This is a genomic window from Kosakonia oryziphila (genome assembly GCF_900094795.1).
Classification (GTDB): Bacteria; Pseudomonadota; Gammaproteobacteria; order Enterobacterales; family Enterobacteriaceae; genus Kosakonia; species Kosakonia oryziphila.
This window is the reverse complement of sequence record NZ_FMBC01000024.1, coordinates 1-14870: the sequence shown is the minus strand read 5'-3', so window position 1 is coordinate 14870 and position 14870 is coordinate 1. Positions and strand designations below refer to the sequence as shown.

The window sequence follows — 14870 nt, the reverse complement described above, 5'->3', positions numbered from 1 at the left end:
CCACACGCACACAAGATAGCAAATCTTAAATGGTTTGTTACATCAATCAGTAAAATGTGTGAAGCAAGGCTCCCTTATCAAAATTTTTAATTACCAACAGTACGTTGCATAAAGGATGAGCAAAATGAAAAAAGTAGGCGTGATTCTCAGCGGAGCGGGTGTTTATGACGGTGCGGAAATCCATGAAGCAGTGATCACGTTACTGGCGATCGCCCGTTCAGGCGCTGAGGCAGTTTGTTTCGCGCCGAATAAATGGCAGAGCGATGTAGTGAATCACCTTACGGGTGATGTTATGACTGAGAGCCGCAATATGCTGGTCGAAGCCGCCCGAATTGCGCGTGGAAATATCCGGCCGTTGGCACAACTATCAGTAAATGATCTGGATGCGCTGATTGTGCCTGGTGGTTTTGGTGCGGCCAAAAATTTGAGTAATTTCGCCAGCCATGGCAGCGCGTGCGTTGTTGATAATACGCTTAAACAATGCGTGCTGGAGATGCATCGGGTGGGTAAACCACTGGGATTTATGTGCATCGCTCCGGCGTTGCTGCCGAAAATTTTTGACTTCCCGCTGCGTCTGACCATCGGTACAGATGTCGATATCGCTGAAGTACTGGAAGAGATGGGCGCGGAACATGTGCTGTGCCCGGTGGACGATATTGTGGTGGATGAAGAGAACAAAGTAGTAACCACGCCAGCGTATATGCTTGCTGAGAATATTGCTCAGGCAGCGGCGGGGATTGAAAAGCTGGTTGCGCGCGTATTGGTGCTGGCGGAATGAGAAACCGCTTTCGCGGCCAGATGAAAACTATGCTGAAACGTATTGCGCTACGGATTTTACTGATACTGGCCATTTTATGGGGCGGCGGCATTGTGCTGTTCAGCTTTCTGCCTGTGCCATTTTCTGCCGTGATGGTCGAACGGCAAATTGAGGCATGGCTGACGGGTAATTTTGGTTATGTTGCTCATTCCGACTGGGTCAGTATGGATGAGATTTCGCCGTGGATGGCGTTGGCCGTTGTCGCCGCAGAGGATCAGCGTTTCCCCGATCACTGGGGGCTGGATTTTAGCGCGATCCAAAAGGCACTTTCACATAATGAACGCAATGAGAACCGTATTCGTGGCGCGTCGACGATCTCTCAACAAACGGTGAAGAACCTGCTGTTATGGGACGGCAAAAGTTGGGTGCGAAAAGGGCTGGAAGCCGGTTTGACGCTGGTGATGGAAGTGGTATGGACAAAACGGCGTATCCTGACGGTGTATCTTAATATTGCAGAGTTTGGCGACGGCGTCTTTGGCGTGGAAGAGGCGGCTCAGCGTTATTTCCACAAACCGGCCAGCCGGTTAAGTATGTCGGAAGCGGCATTGTTGGCGGCAGTACTGCCGAATCCAATACAATTTCAGGCGGCAGCACCATCCGGCTATGTTCGCAACCGCCAGGCGTGGATCCTGCGCCAGATGCGCCAACTCGGAGGGGAAGGCTTTTTGCAAAGCAATAAGCTGTACTAATTCAGTCTTCGTCAAAGCCCGCGTTAAACAGGGCGATCACGGCTGCCAGGGCTTCTTCTTCTTGCGGGCCGCTGGCTTCGACTTCAATTTGCCGCCCTTTCGCGGAGTCCAGCATCAGCAATGCAATCACGCTGCTGGCTTCCGCTTCGGTACCTTCGTCATTGCGCAGTAACACTTCTGCATCAAATCCCTGTACCAGCTCAAACAGTTTCATCGCCGGGCGCGCATGCATGCCCAGTTTATTGGTGATCTCAACAATTTGTTTTACGGTCATGTTTTGCGTTTTTCCAGCGTACGGTGACGGGACTGAACGTTTTTACCGCGTGAGCGGAAATAATCCGCCAACTGTTCGGCGACATAAACAGAACGATGTTTGCCACCGGTACAACCGATAGCGACAGTCAGATAGCTACGGTTGTTGGTTTCCAGCATCGGTAACCACAGTTCAAGATAACTGCGGGTCTGGTAAATAAAATTATGCACTTCGGTATGCCGATCGAGGAACGCCGCGACAGGTTTGTCGAGACCTGTCATCGGGCGCAGCTTCGGATCCCAGTGCGGGTTAGGTAGAAAGCGAACGTCAAAGACGTAGTCAGCATCAATAGGAATGCCATGCTTAAAGCCGAACGACTCAAAGACCATGGTCAGTTCGCGCTCTCGCTTGCCGAGCAGGCGGGTGCGCAGCATTTCGGCGAGTTCATGTACCGACATTTCTGAGGTATCGACGATCAAGTCCGCGCGGGAACGCAGTGGTTCCAGCAGGTTACTCTCTTCATCAATAGCACTTTCCAGCGATAAATTTTTGCTGGAAAGAGGATGTAAGCGGCGCGTATCGCTGTAGCGCCGAATCAGCGTGTTGCGGTCAGCATCAAGGAACAACAACTGCGGCGAGAATGCATCAGGCAGGCTGCTCATCGCCTGTTCAAAAATTTCCGGTGATTCCGGCATATTACGGACATCAATACTGACGGCGGCAGAGGTCTGACGCTCGGCGAGCGTCTGCGCCAGCTGCGGTAGCAGCACTACCGGCAGATTATCGACACAATAGAAACCCATGTCTTCCAGGGCGCGCAGGGCCACGGATTTGCCTGAGCCAGAACGACCACTTACGATCATCAGGACCATGAACCGTTTCTCCCTACAACGACAAAAAAGGTGTTCTTCCCGTTACGCATCGTCGCTTTCGCCTTCTGTCTGCGTGATTATCTGATACAGCTCTTCATCGTTCTGCGCACTGCGCAGGCGACGGCAAATGGTTTTATCCGCGAGCCGTTTGGCTACCAGTGAGAGCGTATGCAGATGCGTTTTGGTTTGATCCGCAGGCACCAGCAGTGCAAACAGCAGATCGACGGGTTGATTATCGATAGCGTCGAAAGCAATGGGCGTTTCGAGCTGTACAAAAACGCCGACGGCGCGCAGCGTGTCCTCTTCGAGCTTACCGTGGGGGATAGCAATACCGTTACCAATACCGGTACTGCCCATCTTCTCACGCGTAAGGATGGCTTCGAAAACGACCTGTGGCGGCAGGCCGAGCTGTTTTGCCGCCAGTTCACTGATAATTTCCAGAGCACGTTTCTTGCTCTGGCAGTGAACGCCGCTACGTGTACATTCCTGGTTAAGGACATTGCTCAGTTGAAGAGCGGAATCGTTATTCATCATAATTTCACCTAAGCGCCGTCAGAGCTAAACACCCTACCGGGTTGCGGTAGGGTGCAACGCGTCAACCGAACGCCCGGACAATTAGTGTTGTTTTAGTTTATCTTTGTGTTTCGTGAGTTGCCGCGACAGTTTATCAATCAAACCGTCAATGGCAGCGTACATATCTTGTCCTTCCGCGCTGGCATGCAACTCGCCTCCATTTACATGCAGGGTTGCATCCGAGGTATGGATCACTTTCTCCACTTTCAACACAATATAGACCTGATTAATCCTTTCGAAATACTGCTCAAGCTTGGCAAATTTGCTGTTAACAAATTCACGTAAAGCATCAGTGATCTCGACGTTTTGTCCTGTGATGTTAAGCTGCATAGTGTCTTCCTTATCGGTTGGGTCACACCAACTGTTTACGTTGGTTAGACGGCGGAATGGATAAAGATTCTCGGTACTTCGCAACGGTACGCCGCGCTACCATAATTCCTTGATCGGAAAGTAGCGTCGTCAGCTTACTGTCGCTCAGTGGTTTTGCAGGGTTTTCTGCGGCGATTAATTTCTTAACCAGCGCGCGAATGGCTGTTGACGAGGCTTCGCCGCCGCCTTCCGTATTCACATGGCTGGAGAAGAAATACTTCAGTTCAAAAATGCCGCGAGGACTGTGCAGATACTTCTGAGTTGTCACACGGGAAATCGTGGATTCGTGCATTTCGACGGCCTGGGCGATATCCGCCAGCACCATCGGTTTCATAAACTCTTCACCCTGTTCAAAGAATGCCTGCTGCTGCTCGACGATGCAGCGGCTGACGCGCAATAGCGTGTCGTTACGACTTTCAAGGCTTTTGATCAGCCACTTCGCTTCCTGCAAATTACTGCGGATAAATTGGGTGTCGGCATCATTACGCGCGCCGCCGCCCATTGAAGCGTAGTGCTGGTTGATTTGCAGACGGGGAATGCTGTCAGAGTTCAGTTCTACCGTCCAGCGCCCGTTATGCTTACGCACCAGCACATCCGGAATGACATACTCTGGTTCGCCGGTCTGGATCGACTGGCCGGGGCGCGGATCCAGCGACTGAATCAAATTTACTGCTTCTTTCAGCACATCTTCTTTAAGACGCGTGACGCGCATAAGCGTGCGGAAATCGTGGTTGGCGAGCAGCTCGAGGTGATCGCTGATGATCAGGCGGGCCTCTTCGCACCAGGGGGTATCTTTCGCGAACTGGGAAAGTTGGATCAACAGGCAGTCACGCAGATCGCGCGCAGCTACGCCAACCGGATCGAAACGCTGGACGCGCTTTAACACTGCTTCAACTTCATCAAGACCGACTTCTTCATCGCCCATGCTTTCCAGTACATCCTCAAGCGACACAGTAAGATAGCCTGTCTCATCGACTGCATCGACGATAGAGGTTGCGATGGCGCGATCGGTATCGGAAAACGGCGTTAACTCCACCTGCCACATCAGGTAATCCTGAAGAGACTGTGTCGTTTCACCCTGATAAATCGGTAGTTCATCATCGATATAATCATGACTGCTGCCGGAAGGCGTTCCGGCGGTATAAATCTCATCCCAACTGGCGTCAAGCGGCAACTCTTCAGGCATCTCTTTCTGTTCGAGCGCGTCTACGGTATCCAGGCCTTCATTTTCCTGAGTTTGTTGGCTATCCACTTCTTCATGAAGATCGGCTTGTTCCAGCAATGGATTACTCTCCAGCGCTTGCTGAAGTTCCTGCTGAAGTTCTAACGTGGACAACTGCAACAAGCGGATAGCCTGTTGCAGTTGTGGCGTCATAGCTAGCTGTTGGCTTAGCCTTAATTGCAAACCTTGCTTCATATTCAGAGCAGCACTCTCCGACAAAATACCTCAATAAACTCTACCCTATCAGAGTCTGAAGTCTTCCCCAAGATATACGCGCTTAACGTGTTCGTCTTCAAGGATTTGCTGCGGTGTGCCATGAGCAATTAAATGCCCCTGACTGACGATATATGCACGTTCACACACCGCCAGCGTTTCGCGAACATTGTGGTCAGTAATTAACACACCTAACCCGCTGTCACGTAAGTGTTCAATGATGCGTTTGATGTCGATAACCGAGATAGGATCGACACCCGCGAAGGGTTCATCCAGCAAGATAAATTTAGGATTTGCCGCCAGTGCGCGTGCAATTTCAACGCGGCGACGTTCACCACCCGAAAGGGACTGCCCCATATTGTCGCGCAGATGCTCAATATGGAACTCTTCCATCAATTCGTTAGCGCGATCGGCGCGCTGCTCGGAAGTTAAATCTTCACGGATCTGAAGCACCGCCATCAGGTTGTCATACACGCTCAGACGACGAAAAATAGATGCTTCCTGCGGTAAATAACCGATGCCGCGACGCGCGCGCGCATGCAGTGGCAGCAAGCTGATATCGTCGTCATCAATAATGATATTGCCCGCGTCACGCGGAACAATCCCGACCACCATATAAAATGTGGTCGTTTTCCCTGCACCGTTAGGGCCAAGCAGCCCAACAATTTCGCCGGAGTTAACGGTCAGGCTGACGTCTTCAACCACGCGGCGACCCTTATAGGCTTTCGCGAGATTCTTTGCAGTTAATGTTGCCATAACGAATTAGTTACTCTTCTTAGGAGCCGGGGTTTGGGTGTTGCCCTTGTCCTGCAACTGCGACGGCACCAGTACTGTGGTGACGCGTTTACCTTTGTCGCTGAACGCCTGCATTTTCTGCTCTTTCACCAGGTAGGTGATTTTGTCGCCAGTGATGTTGCTGTCCAACTGCTCGAGATAGGCTTTGCCAGTCAGCACGACAAAATCTTTTTCCAGTTCGTAGTGCATCTGTGAAGCATGACCTTTCACCGGCTTGCCGTTGTCCTGCATCTGATAAAATGTGGCTGGGTTGCCATAGCCATCAATAATCTCTTTACCTTGCTGGCCGCCCGGGCGCGTTACCACCACTTTATCGGCGTTGATTTTAATGGTTCCCTGCGTCACCACGACATTGCCGGTGAAGGTGACAATATTGCCCTGCATATCCAGTGACTGCTGATCGGAGTCAATATGGATCGGCTGCTCGGTATCACCGGTCACGGCAAAAGCCGGAAGCGCAGCGGCAAGAAGCGTACTGGCGAGAACCAGGTTAAGGCTGAGTTTGTTTGTTTTGAATTTCATAGGAGCTTCTAACCTTTTCAATCAGCTCGGCGTTTTTGCTGCGTAAGTTGCCGCGCATTTTCAGGCCGGTGGAATTAAATGTTGTTCCGTACAATGTTACCTGATCATCGGAAGTAACATCCTGTGTTATCAGATTGATCTGGGCGTTATCTGTGGTGATTTTTCGTAGCTGCGAATCTGCTGTCAATGCGTTGACCTCAACATGCCCATAAAGGTAAAGCATTCTGTCGCTTGTTAATTTCGCTTTATCTGACTTAATCGACCAGGTCGGTATTTTGTTCTGATCAAAAGTTGTCAACACTGGTTGCGCATACCAACTCACGCCATCGACGGAGTAGTATTCGACATTTTGCGCAATCAAGCGGTAGTTGAGCGCACCTTCCGGGGTATAAACCACCGTGTCGGTATGTTTGCTGGTGTAGGTTGGCGCTTTGTCGTCAGTTGTGGTTTGTCCAGGTTCATCCTGAGAAGTCAGGTTAATACCAATCAGTACCAAAGCGACCAGCGCCAGTAGAATGATGGCCCAACGTCTGGTTTTACTCATATCGATTGCCCTTTGGCCTCATCCTGCTTGCCCTGCGCCAGCAGCAACAAATCACACACTTCACGGACTGCGCCGCGACCTCCATTGATGCGCGTAACGTAATCGACACGCGGAAACAGCAAAGGATGCGCATCGGCGACAGCAATGCTTAGACCAATTTCGGCCATCACCGGCCAGTCAATTAAATCGTCACCCACATAGGCAACCTGCTCCGGCGTTAGCGCCAGCCTGGTCAGTAATTCACGGTAGGCCAGCAGTTTATCTGACTGGCCCTGATACAGGTGCTTAATCTTCAGTGTTTCACAACGATCTTCTACCAGTTTAGCTTTTCGACCGGTAATAATGGCGATCTCAATGCCGGAAGTTAGCGCACAGCGGATCCCATAGCCATCGCGAACGTTAAACGCTTTTAGCTCTTCCCCATTATTGCCCATATAGATAAGGCCATCGGATAGCACGCCGTCCACATCGAGGATCAACAGGCGAATTTTTTCCGCTTTGCTCATGACTTGCGTGCTAACCGGCCCATAACAGGTTGGAAGCGACGCGCCAGCATTACTCATTCTGATGTCCTTCTTTACACTACGCCAGCGCGTAGCAAATCATGCATATGTAACACACCCAGTAACTGGTCGCCATCGGCAACCATAACCGAGGTAATGTGGCGGGACTGCATCAGGTTCAGCGCATCGACTGCCAGCGTATTAGGCCGTACGCGGATGCCGCCAGGTGTCATCACGTCGGCAATACCCATGTTGCGTACATCTCCACCCATATCAAATACACGACGTAAATCGCCGTCGGTAAAGATACCTTCGATCTTCATCAGATCGTCGCAGATCACCGTCATACCTAAATTTTTGCGCGTGATCTCCAGTAGTGCGTCGCGCAAACTGGCAGTCTTGCGGACATGCGGGATCTCGTCGCCGATGTGCATAATATCGTTTACCCGCAACAACAGCTTGCGTCCCAGCGCGCCACCAGGGTGAGAGAGGGCGAAATCCTCTGCGGTAAACCCGCGTGCTTTCAACAGCGCAACCGCCAGCGCATCGCCCATTACCAGTGCGGCAGTAGTGCTAGAAGTCGGCGCCAGGCCCAGCGGGCAGGCTTCTTTAGGCACCTTCACGCAGAGATGAATATCCGCTGCGCGCGCCATACTGCTTTCCGGGCGACTCGTCATACAGATCAGCGAAACTTTTAGCCGTTTCAGTACCGGGATCAGCGCCAGTATTTCGTTTGACTCGCCAGAGTTTGACAGGGCGATCACCACATCCTGTGGGCTGACCATACCCAGATCGCCGTGAGCCGCCTCGCCGGGATGGACAAAAAAGGAAGGGGTGCCCGTGCTGGCGAATGTCGCCGCCATTTTTCTGCCAATATGGCCGGATTTGCCCATCCCCATCACTACCACTTTGCCAGAGCAATAGAACATTTTCTCGCACGCCTGAGCGAAGTCATGGTTGATATATTGATCAAGCTGTGCGAGGCCTTCACGTTCAATCTTGAGGACGTCTTTGCCTGCTTGTTGAAAGTCAAAACCCGGCTGCAAATCTATTTGCGACATAATGCGTATCCGATTATCCAGTCAAAAGCGGCGACAGCCAGTACAGCATCGCCAGCCATACGATAAACCCGCTAAACAGCAGCGCGCCCACGCCCTTACTGATCTGCTTACGTTTCCAGCAGGTGAGGGCAAAAATGGCGCTGACCAGTAGCATCACGCCATAATCACGCGTAAAAGCCATCGGGTTAAACGCGCCCGGCGCAATCAGTGCAGGCAAGCCAAGCACGATAGCAATATTAAAAATGTTGGATCCAATGATATTGCCTATCGCAATATCGTCTTCCCCCTTGCGTGCTCCCGCAATGGCTGTTGCCAGTTCTGGAAGCCCGGTACCGATGGCAATAACCGTCAGGCCAATGGTGAGTTCGCTGATCGCAAAATAATTCGCCACCACGGTGGCGTTATCCACCACCATGCGCGTAGCCATCGGCATAATAATCAGCGCGACGCCCAGCCACAGGCAGGCTACAGAGAGCGTGCCATCGCGAGGCAATTCAGCCAGTTGCTCTCGTGTCAGGCTATCATTGCCCTGATGCTCGGCGTGGCGGGCAATTTTAACAATGAAAACCAGCCATAGCACGGCTAATAACAATAAAATAATGCCATCTACGCGCGTTAGCTGCCCATCGTAAAGCACAGCGCCAGACAGCAGGCTGGCTAACAAGGTTAGCGGTAATTCACGACGCAGAATATCAGAATGCACGGTAAAAGGGTGCAGCAGCGCCGCGACGCCGAGAATCAATAAGATATTAGTAATGTTAGAGCCGATGGCAGTACCGATAGCCAGATCAAGCTGGCCATGAAAGGAGGCTGCAACCGAAGTGATAATTTCTGGTAATGACGTGCCAATACTGACAACGGTCATCCCGATGATTAAAGGCGGTACGCCTAATGCCCTGCAAAGTATCGAAGCTGCGAACACCAGACGATCGGCACTGTAGACCACCAGGAGTAAACCAATTATCAATAGCGCCGTGGCTAAAAGCATCTAACGTCCTTTCTTAAGGTATAATTCTGCCGGTTTGCAGGCCGCTATGTCGTGTGAAACCGGACGTTACGCATAGCGTAATGATTCCTAATTTTGACTTTATGCGGCTCAAAAGTAAAACAAATGCCAGCTTTCGCTAACCTCCGCAGGTAATATTCTGCAAAAATAGTGGGTTTTAAATGTTAGCAAGCGTCATGCTTATATCCGATAAGGTCGAAAGGAAAAGAAAATGAGCCAGACTGTGGCGAATCTGGTCGATGTCCGTGGTGTTAGTTTTTCCCGTGGTAATCGATCCATCTTCGACAATATTTCACTGACGGTACCGCGCGGTAAGATCACCGCGATTATGGGGCCGTCGGGGATCGGCAAAACAACGCTGCTGCGCCTGATTGGCGGCCAGATCGCGCCAGACAAAGGCGAGATATTGTTTGATGGCGAAAACGTGCCGGCAATGAGCCGCTCACGTCTTTTTACCGTACGTAAACGAATGAGCATGCTGTTCCAGTCGGGCGCGCTGTTTACCGATATGAACGTTTTTGACAACGTTGCTTATCCCTTGCGTGAGCATACGCATCTGCCCGCACCGCTATTGCACAGCACGGTAATGATGAAGCTGGAAGCCGTTGGTTTGCGCGGCGCCGCACGGCTGATGCCATCGGAGCTCTCCGGTGGCATGGCGCGACGTGCTGCGCTGGCGCGCGCTATTGCGCTGGAGCCGGATCTCATCATGTTTGATGAGCCGTTTGCTGGCCAGGATCCAATTACTATGGGCGTGCTGGTAAAATTAATTTCTGAACTCAATAGCGCTCTGGGCGTCACATGCATCGTGGTTTCCCATGATGTGCCGGAAGTGTTGAGCATTGCTGATTACGCCTACATTGTGGCTGACCGTCAGGTCGTTGCCCATGGCAGCGCGCAGGGGTTACAGGAAAATACCGATCCTCGCGTGCGTCAGTTCCTTGATGGCATTGCTGATGGCCCGGTGCCGTTCCGCTATCCTGCTGGTGATTACCAGCTCGATTTATTAGATTCAGGGAGTTAAGACGCTCATGCTGTTAAATGCACTGGCGACGCTAGGACATCGCGGTATCAAAACGATCGCCACATTTGGGCGTGCCGGTTTGATGTTGTTCAACGCGGTGGTCGGCAAGCCAGAATTCCGTAAGCATGCGCCGTTGCTGGTTCACCAGCTCTATAACATCGGCGTGTTGTCCATGCTCATCATTATTGTCTCCGGCCTGTTTATTGGTATGGTACTCGGCCTACAGGGCTATCTGGTGCTGACAACTTACAGTGCAGAAACGAGCCTTGGCATGCTGGTGGCACTGTCGCTGCTGCGTGAACTGGGGCCGGTGGTTGCTGCGCTGCTTTTTGCTGGCCGCGCGGGTTCTGCTTTGACGGCCGAAATTGGCTTGATGCGAGCTACCGAGCAGATCTCCAGCCTGGAGATGATGGCGGTTGATCCGCTACGTCGCGTGATTTCTCCCCGTTTTTGGGCCGGTGTTATCTCGCTGCCGCTGCTGACGATTATTTTTGTCGCGGTCGGGATTTGGGGCGGTTCGCTGGTCGGGGTTAACTGGAAAGGTATTGATGGCGGTTTTTTCTGGACGGCGATGCAAAACGCCATTGAGCTACGCCTGGACTTAGTTAACTGTCTGATAAAAAGCGTGGTCTTTGCTATTACCGTAACCTGGATTGCATTGTTTAACGGTTACGATGCGATCCCTACTTCTGCCGGGATCAGCCGTGCGACAACGCGCACCGTTGTACACTCCTCGCTGGCCGTACTCGGTCTTGATTTTGTGCTCACCGCATTGATGTTTGGGAATTGAGTTCATGCAAACGAAAAAAAGTGAAATCTGGGTAGGTGTTTTTCTGGTGTTGGCGCTTCTGGCCGCACTCTTCATTTGCCTGAAGGCGGCGGATGTCACGTCAATGCGTACTCAACCGACCTACCGCGTTTACGCGACATTCGACAATATTGGCGGCCTGAAAGTGCGCTCGCCGATCCGCATTGGCGGGGTAGTTATTGGTCGCGTTGCTGATATCTCGCTCGATCCTAAAACCTATCTGCCGCGCGTGGCGCTGGATATCGAAGATCGCTATAACCAGATCCCGGATACCAGTTCACTAGCTGTCCGTACGTCGGGTTTGCTGGGGGAACAGTACCTGGCGCTGAATGTCGGGTTTGACGATCCAGAAATGGGAACCTCAATGCTCAAAGATGGCAGCACAATTCAGGACACCAAGTCCGCGATAGTTCTTGAGGATCTCATCGGACAATTCCTTTACAACAGTAAAGGCGGTGAAAATAAGAATTCAGGCGATGCGGCCGTGCATGGCGAAGGGAATACTCAAGCAGCACCATCTGCTGGTCAGACGAATTAAGAGGAGAATCGAGTTATGTTTAAACGCTTATTAATGGTTGCCCTGTTGATAGTGGCACCGCTGGGTGCGGCAGTCGCTGCCGATCAAAGCAACCCGTATGCTGCAATGAAAGATGCGGCGCAGAAAACGTTCGATCGCCTCAAAAATGAACAACCGCAGATCCGCGCTAACCCAGATTACCTGCGTAACATCGTCGATCAGGAACTGCTGCCGTATGTGCAGGTGAAGTATGCTGGTGCGCTGGTGTTGGGCCGTTACTATAAAGAAGCTACACCAGCGCAGCGAGACGCGTATTTTGCCGCTTTCCGTGAGTATCTGAAACAGGCTTATGGCCAGGCGCTGGCGATGTATCATGGACAGACTTATCTGATCGCGCCGGAACAGCCGCTGGGCGATGCCACTATTGTGCCGATTCGCGTAACCATTATTGATCCAAATGGCCGTCCGCCTGTGCGACTGGATTTCCAGTGGCGTAAAAACACTCAGAGCGGAAGCTGGCAGGTCTACGACATGATTGCCGAAGGGGTCAGTATGATCACCACAAAACAGAATGAGTGGAGCGATCTGCTGCGTACGAAAGGTATAGATGGTCTGACTGCGGAATTGCAGTCTATTTCCCGCCAGAAAATTACCCTGGACGAGAAGAAGCAATGACGCCGCAGCTCAGCTGGTCGCGCGAGGGTGAAAGCCTGATGTTGCAGGGGGAACTGGACCAGGACGTTCTCGACCCACTATATAATGCACGCGTCGAGGCAATGAAAGGTGTAACGTGCATCAATTTACAGGGCGTGACCCGCGTTGATACGGCTGGTGTCGCTTTATTGATTCATCTTATTGCTGAAGGAAAAAATCAGGGTGCTGCTATTTCGCTGGCTGGCATGAGTGACAGTGTTGCGACGCTTGCGGCACTGTATAACCTGCCCGGAGATGTACTCCCTCGCTAATTTTTTCAAAGCGTTACTATCTAAAGCCCCATCCTTCATATTGATGGGGCTTTTTGCTTGTTTAAGACTGCGTCACTTTCCTCTAAGATGTGTGACTGTTTTCACTATCAGATGATATTTACGCCCATGGAAAATCATGAAATTCAGACAGTGCTTATGAACGCACTCTCTCTCCAGGAAGCCCACGTCACTGGCGATGGCAGCCACTTTCAGGTTGTCGCTGTGGGTGAGATTTTTGACGGCATGAGCCGGGTAAAGAAACAGCAAACCATCTATGGCCCGCTAATGGAATACATCGCGGATAACCGTATTCATGCCCTGTCGATCAAAGCGTATACGCCGCAAGAGTGGGCTCGCGATCGTAAACTAAACGGTTTTTGAGCGTAGGTGGGGCTTGCCCCGCTGCGCGTGTGAATTCTTAACAGAGATCAGATGAATGGATAAGTTTCGTGTACAGGGGCCAACGCGTCTCCAGGGCGAAGTGAAAATTTCAGGTGCGAAAAATGCCGCACTGCCGATCCTCTTTGCTACCCTGTTGGCAGAAGAGCCGGTCGAAATCCGCAACGTTCCGAAACTGAAAGATATCGACACCACCATGAAGCTGCTGAGCCAGTTAGGTACGAAGGTGGAGCGTAACGGATCCGTATGGATCGACGCCAGCAAAGTGAATGTGTTCTGTGCACCGTACGATCTGGTGAAAACCATGCGTGCCTCTATTTGGGCGCTGGGGCCGCTGGTTGCCCGTTTCGGGCAGGGACAGGTTTCACTGCCGGGGGGGTGTGCAATTGGCGCGCGTCCGGTGGATTTACACATTACCGGTCTGGAGCAGTTGGGTGCCGAGATCAAACTGGAAGAGGGGTATGTAAAAGCCTCTGTTAATGGTCGCCTGAAAGGCGCGCACATTGTGATGGACAAAGTGAGCGTCGGCGCGACGGTTACGATTATGTCCGCAGCCACTCTGGCGGAAGGTACGACCATCATCGAGAATGCTGCTCGCGAGCCGGAAATTGTCGATACAGCAAACTTCCTCAACACGCTTGGCGCGAAAATTTCCGGCATGGGTACTGACCGAATCACTATCGAAGGCGTACAACGCCTTGGCGGCGGTGTTTATCGTGTGTTGCCTGATCGTATTGAAACGGGGACTTTCCTCGTTGCAGCGGCAATCTCCGGCGGCAAAATTGTCTGCCGCAATGCTCAGCCTGATACGCTGGATGCGGTGCTGGCGAAACTGCGTGATGCAGGGGCTGAAATTGAGGTCGGGGAAGACTGGATTAGCCTGGACATGCACGGCAAACGTCCGAAAGCAGTGAATGTGCGAACTGCACCGCATCCGGGTTTCCCGACTGATATGCAGGCGCAATTTACGCTGCTGAATCTGGTCGCTGAAGGAACCGGTGTCATTACTGAAACCATTTTCGAAAACCGTTTCATGCACATTCCGGAGTTGATCCGCATGGGTGCGCATGCGGAAATCGAAAGCAATACGGCGATTTGCCACGGCGTAGAACTACTTTCTGGTGCTCAGGTAATGGCGACCGACCTGCGTGCTTCTGCAAGCCTGGTGCTCGCAGGTTGTATTGCTGAAGGGACAACTATCGTCGATCGTATCTATCATATCGATCGTGGCTACGAACGCATTGAAGATAAGCTCAGTGCTCTCGGTGCAAAAATCGAGCGTGTCAAAGGCGAGTAAGCAACAGTTAGCGATAAAAAAGAGTCTCCGCTCTAATGCTTGTCAGTTAATCTTTTGAAGGTAGCCGTGACGCGTAGCGTTGCGGCTTCTTTTTTGTGCGCCCAGCATGGGCGCACTCCTGTGGGTGAAAGTCCCGCCTTAAGCTGGTCATAGCGAAAGAAGTGAAGCGCAACTGCATGAGGGCGACCGAATGTGGGGAGGAAGCGTGGAGCATAAATCATGAGCCGATGAACAAAAATCGCATAGGAGGCGCTGTCGAGCAGGGCGAGCGGGCAAGGAACCGCGAAACTCTTGTGACCAGGGCAAAACGGCGTAGATGCGGCGGTTGTGTGATGAAGGAGTGCGTTCTTACCTGGGGAGATCTCGCCTTATGTCTGAAAGGGCAACGGTCATTAACCGGAGCGAGAAGTCAGCAGAGGTC

At 51.9% G+C, this 14870-nt stretch carries 20 protein-coding genes; 9 read left to right on the top strand and 11 right to left on the bottom strand.

Annotation, left to right across the window (positions count from 1 at the left end; translation table 11 throughout):
* The first annotated feature begins 124 nt into the window (after nt 1-124).
* Both elbB and mtgA read left to right on the top strand, forming a co-directional pair.
* The gene (elbB, locus tag GA0061070_RS12750) at nt 125-778 is read left to right on the top strand and encodes an isoprenoid biosynthesis glyoxalase ElbB (protein WP_090136496.1); all 654 of its coding nucleotides are present in this window, start codon (nt 125-127) and stop codon (nt 776-778) included.
* Complete coding sequence (gene mtgA / locus GA0061070_RS12745) at nt 775-1506, top strand: monofunctional biosynthetic peptidoglycan transglycosylase (protein ID WP_090136495.1); 732 nt, start codon at nt 775-777, stop codon at nt 1504-1506. The genes elbB and mtgA overlap by 4 nt, the downstream gene beginning before the upstream one ends.
* Before the next feature lies 1 nt (nt 1507).
* On the opposite strand, the gene npr is transcribed toward mtgA, so the two are convergent.
* The 11 genes from npr to GA0061070_RS12690 all read right to left on the bottom strand — a co-directional run bounded on the left by npr (nt 1508) and on the right by GA0061070_RS12690 (nt 9421).
* Nucleotides 1508-1780: a PTS phosphocarrier protein NPr gene (gene npr, locus GA0061070_RS12740; protein ID WP_090121644.1), complete on the bottom strand. Its 273-nt coding sequence runs from the start codon at nt 1778-1780 to the stop codon at nt 1508-1510.
* Nucleotides 1777-2631, bottom strand: a complete 855-nt coding sequence (gene rapZ, locus GA0061070_RS12735) for an RNase adapter RapZ (protein ID WP_090136494.1) — start codon at nt 2629-2631, stop codon at nt 1777-1779. Before rapZ ends, npr begins: the two co-directional genes overlap by 4 nt.
* 42 nt (nt 2632-2673) lie before the next feature.
* On the bottom strand, nt 2674-3165 hold the full coding sequence (gene ptsN / locus GA0061070_RS12730; protein ID WP_007369895.1) for a PTS IIA-like nitrogen regulatory protein PtsN: 492 nt from the start codon (nt 3163-3165) through the stop codon (nt 2674-2676).
* 81 nt (nt 3166-3246) lie between these two features.
* Nucleotides 3247-3534, bottom strand: coding sequence for a ribosome hibernation promoting factor (gene hpf, locus GA0061070_RS12725; RefSeq protein ID WP_007369896.1), 288 nt, complete (start codon nt 3532-3534; stop codon nt 3247-3249).
* 22 nt (nt 3535-3556) lie between these two features.
* Nucleotides 3557-4990: an RNA polymerase factor sigma-54 gene (gene rpoN / locus GA0061070_RS12720; protein ID WP_090136493.1), complete on the bottom strand. Its 1434-nt coding sequence runs from the start codon at nt 4988-4990 to the stop codon at nt 3557-3559.
* Nucleotides 4991-5038: 48 nt separating this feature from the next.
* Entirely contained in the window at nt 5039-5764 is a 726-nt protein-coding gene (lptB, locus tag GA0061070_RS12715; protein WP_090136492.1) for an LPS export ABC transporter ATP-binding protein, read from the bottom strand.
* Between the two features lie 6 nt (nt 5765-5770).
* Entirely contained in the window at nt 5771-6325 is a 555-nt protein-coding gene (lptA, locus tag GA0061070_RS12710; protein ID WP_090136491.1) for a lipopolysaccharide ABC transporter substrate-binding protein LptA, read from the bottom strand.
* Entirely contained in the window at nt 6294-6869 is a 576-nt protein-coding gene (gene lptC, locus GA0061070_RS12705) for an LPS export ABC transporter periplasmic protein LptC (protein WP_090136490.1), read from the bottom strand. Before lptC ends, lptA begins: the two co-directional genes overlap by 32 nt.
* Entirely contained in the window at nt 6866-7432 is a 567-nt protein-coding gene (gene kdsC, locus GA0061070_RS12700) for a 3-deoxy-manno-octulosonate-8-phosphatase KdsC (RefSeq protein WP_090136489.1), read from the bottom strand. Before kdsC ends, lptC begins: the two co-directional genes overlap by 4 nt.
* A gap of 14 nt (nt 7433-7446) precedes the next feature.
* Complete coding sequence (gene kdsD / locus GA0061070_RS12695; RefSeq protein WP_090136488.1) at nt 7447-8433, bottom strand: arabinose-5-phosphate isomerase KdsD; 987 nt, start codon at nt 8431-8433, stop codon at nt 7447-7449.
* Nucleotides 8434-8446: 13 nt separating this feature from the next.
* A complete protein-coding gene (locus tag GA0061070_RS12690) occupies nt 8447-9421 on the bottom strand; it encodes a calcium/sodium antiporter (RefSeq protein ID WP_090136487.1) in 975 nt (324 codons plus the stop codon).
* A 229-nt stretch (nt 9422-9650) separates the two neighbouring features.
* Between GA0061070_RS12690 and mlaF the strand changes: the two genes are divergently transcribed.
* The 7 genes from mlaF (at nt 9651) to murA (ending at nt 14449) form a co-directional block, all read left to right on the top strand.
* Nucleotides 9651-10463: a phospholipid ABC transporter ATP-binding protein MlaF gene (gene mlaF, locus GA0061070_RS12685; protein WP_090136486.1), complete on the top strand. Its 813-nt coding sequence runs from the start codon at nt 9651-9653 to the stop codon at nt 10461-10463.
* Nucleotides 10464-10470: 7 nt separating this feature from the next.
* Nucleotides 10471-11253 (top strand): lipid asymmetry maintenance ABC transporter permease subunit MlaE, encoded by a 783-nt coding sequence (gene mlaE, locus GA0061070_RS12680; protein ID WP_090136485.1) that lies wholly within the window; start codon nt 10471-10473, stop codon nt 11251-11253.
* A 4-nt stretch (nt 11254-11257) separates the two neighbouring features.
* Nucleotides 11258-11809 (top strand): outer membrane lipid asymmetry maintenance protein MlaD, encoded by a 552-nt coding sequence (mlaD, locus tag GA0061070_RS12675; protein WP_090136484.1) that lies wholly within the window; start codon nt 11258-11260, stop codon nt 11807-11809.
* 15 nt (nt 11810-11824) lie between these two features.
* Nucleotides 11825-12463: a phospholipid-binding protein MlaC gene (gene mlaC, locus GA0061070_RS12670; RefSeq protein WP_090136483.1), complete on the top strand. Its 639-nt coding sequence runs from the start codon at nt 11825-11827 to the stop codon at nt 12461-12463.
* Nucleotides 12460-12753, top strand: coding sequence for a lipid asymmetry maintenance protein MlaB (gene mlaB, locus GA0061070_RS12665; RefSeq protein ID WP_090136482.1), 294 nt, complete (start codon nt 12460-12462; stop codon nt 12751-12753). Before mlaC ends, mlaB begins: the two co-directional genes overlap by 4 nt.
* Nucleotides 12754-12879: 126 nt before the next feature.
* Entirely contained in the window at nt 12880-13134 is a 255-nt protein-coding gene (gene ibaG / locus GA0061070_RS12660) for a BolA family iron metabolism protein IbaG (protein ID WP_007369909.1), read from the top strand.
* 55 nt (nt 13135-13189) lie between these two features.
* Entirely contained in the window at nt 13190-14449 is a 1260-nt protein-coding gene (gene murA, locus GA0061070_RS12655; RefSeq protein ID WP_090136481.1) for a UDP-N-acetylglucosamine 1-carboxyvinyltransferase, read from the top strand.
* Nucleotides 14450-14870: the final 421 nt, after the last annotated feature.

Coding starts and splice junctions, on each gene's coding strand:
- elbB (WP_090136496.1), top strand. CDS start 125: ATGAAAAAAGTAGGCGTGATTCTCAGCGGAGCGGGTGTTTATGACGGT.
- mtgA (WP_090136495.1), top strand. CDS start 775: ATGAGAAACCGCTTTCGCGGCCAGATGAAAACTATGCTGAAACGTATT.
- npr (WP_090121644.1), bottom strand. CDS start 1,780: ATGACCGTAAAACAAATTGTTGAGATCACCAATAAACTGGGCATGCAT.
- rapZ (WP_090136494.1), bottom strand. CDS start 2,631: ATGGTCCTGATGATCGTAAGTGGTCGTTCTGGCTCAGGCAAATCCGTG.
- ptsN (WP_007369895.1), bottom strand. CDS start 3,165: ATGATGAATAACGATTCCGCTCTTCAACTGAGCAATGTCCTTAACCAG.
- hpf (WP_007369896.1), bottom strand. CDS start 3,534: ATGCAGCTTAACATCACAGGACAAAACGTCGAGATCACTGATGCTTTA.
- rpoN (WP_090136493.1), bottom strand. CDS start 4,990: ATGAAGCAAGGTTTGCAATTAAGGCTAAGCCAACAGCTAGCTATGACG.
- lptB (WP_090136492.1), bottom strand. CDS start 5,764: ATGGCAACATTAACTGCAAAGAATCTCGCGAAAGCCTATAAGGGTCGC.
- lptA (WP_090136491.1), bottom strand. CDS start 6,325: ATGAAATTCAAAACAAACAAACTCAGCCTTAACCTGGTTCTCGCCAGT.
- lptC (WP_090136490.1), bottom strand. CDS start 6,869: ATGAGTAAAACCAGACGTTGGGCCATCATTCTACTGGCGCTGGTCGCT.
- kdsC (WP_090136489.1), bottom strand. CDS start 7,432: ATGAGTAATGCTGGCGCGTCGCTTCCAACCTGTTATGGGCCGGTTAGC.
- kdsD (WP_090136488.1), bottom strand. CDS start 8,433: ATGTCGCAAATAGATTTGCAGCCGGGTTTTGACTTTCAACAAGCAGGC.
- GA0061070_RS12690 (WP_090136487.1), bottom strand. CDS start 9,421: ATGCTTTTAGCCACGGCGCTATTGATAATTGGTTTACTCCTGGTGGTC.
- mlaF (WP_090136486.1), top strand. CDS start 9,651: ATGAGCCAGACTGTGGCGAATCTGGTCGATGTCCGTGGTGTTAGTTTT.
- mlaE (WP_090136485.1), top strand. CDS start 10,471: ATGCTGTTAAATGCACTGGCGACGCTAGGACATCGCGGTATCAAAACG.
- mlaD (WP_090136484.1), top strand. CDS start 11,258: ATGCAAACGAAAAAAAGTGAAATCTGGGTAGGTGTTTTTCTGGTGTTG.
- mlaC (WP_090136483.1), top strand. CDS start 11,825: ATGTTTAAACGCTTATTAATGGTTGCCCTGTTGATAGTGGCACCGCTG.
- mlaB (WP_090136482.1), top strand. CDS start 12,460: ATGACGCCGCAGCTCAGCTGGTCGCGCGAGGGTGAAAGCCTGATGTTG.
- ibaG (WP_007369909.1), top strand. CDS start 12,880: ATGGAAAATCATGAAATTCAGACAGTGCTTATGAACGCACTCTCTCTC.
- murA (WP_090136481.1), top strand. CDS start 13,190: ATGGATAAGTTTCGTGTACAGGGGCCAACGCGTCTCCAGGGCGAAGTG.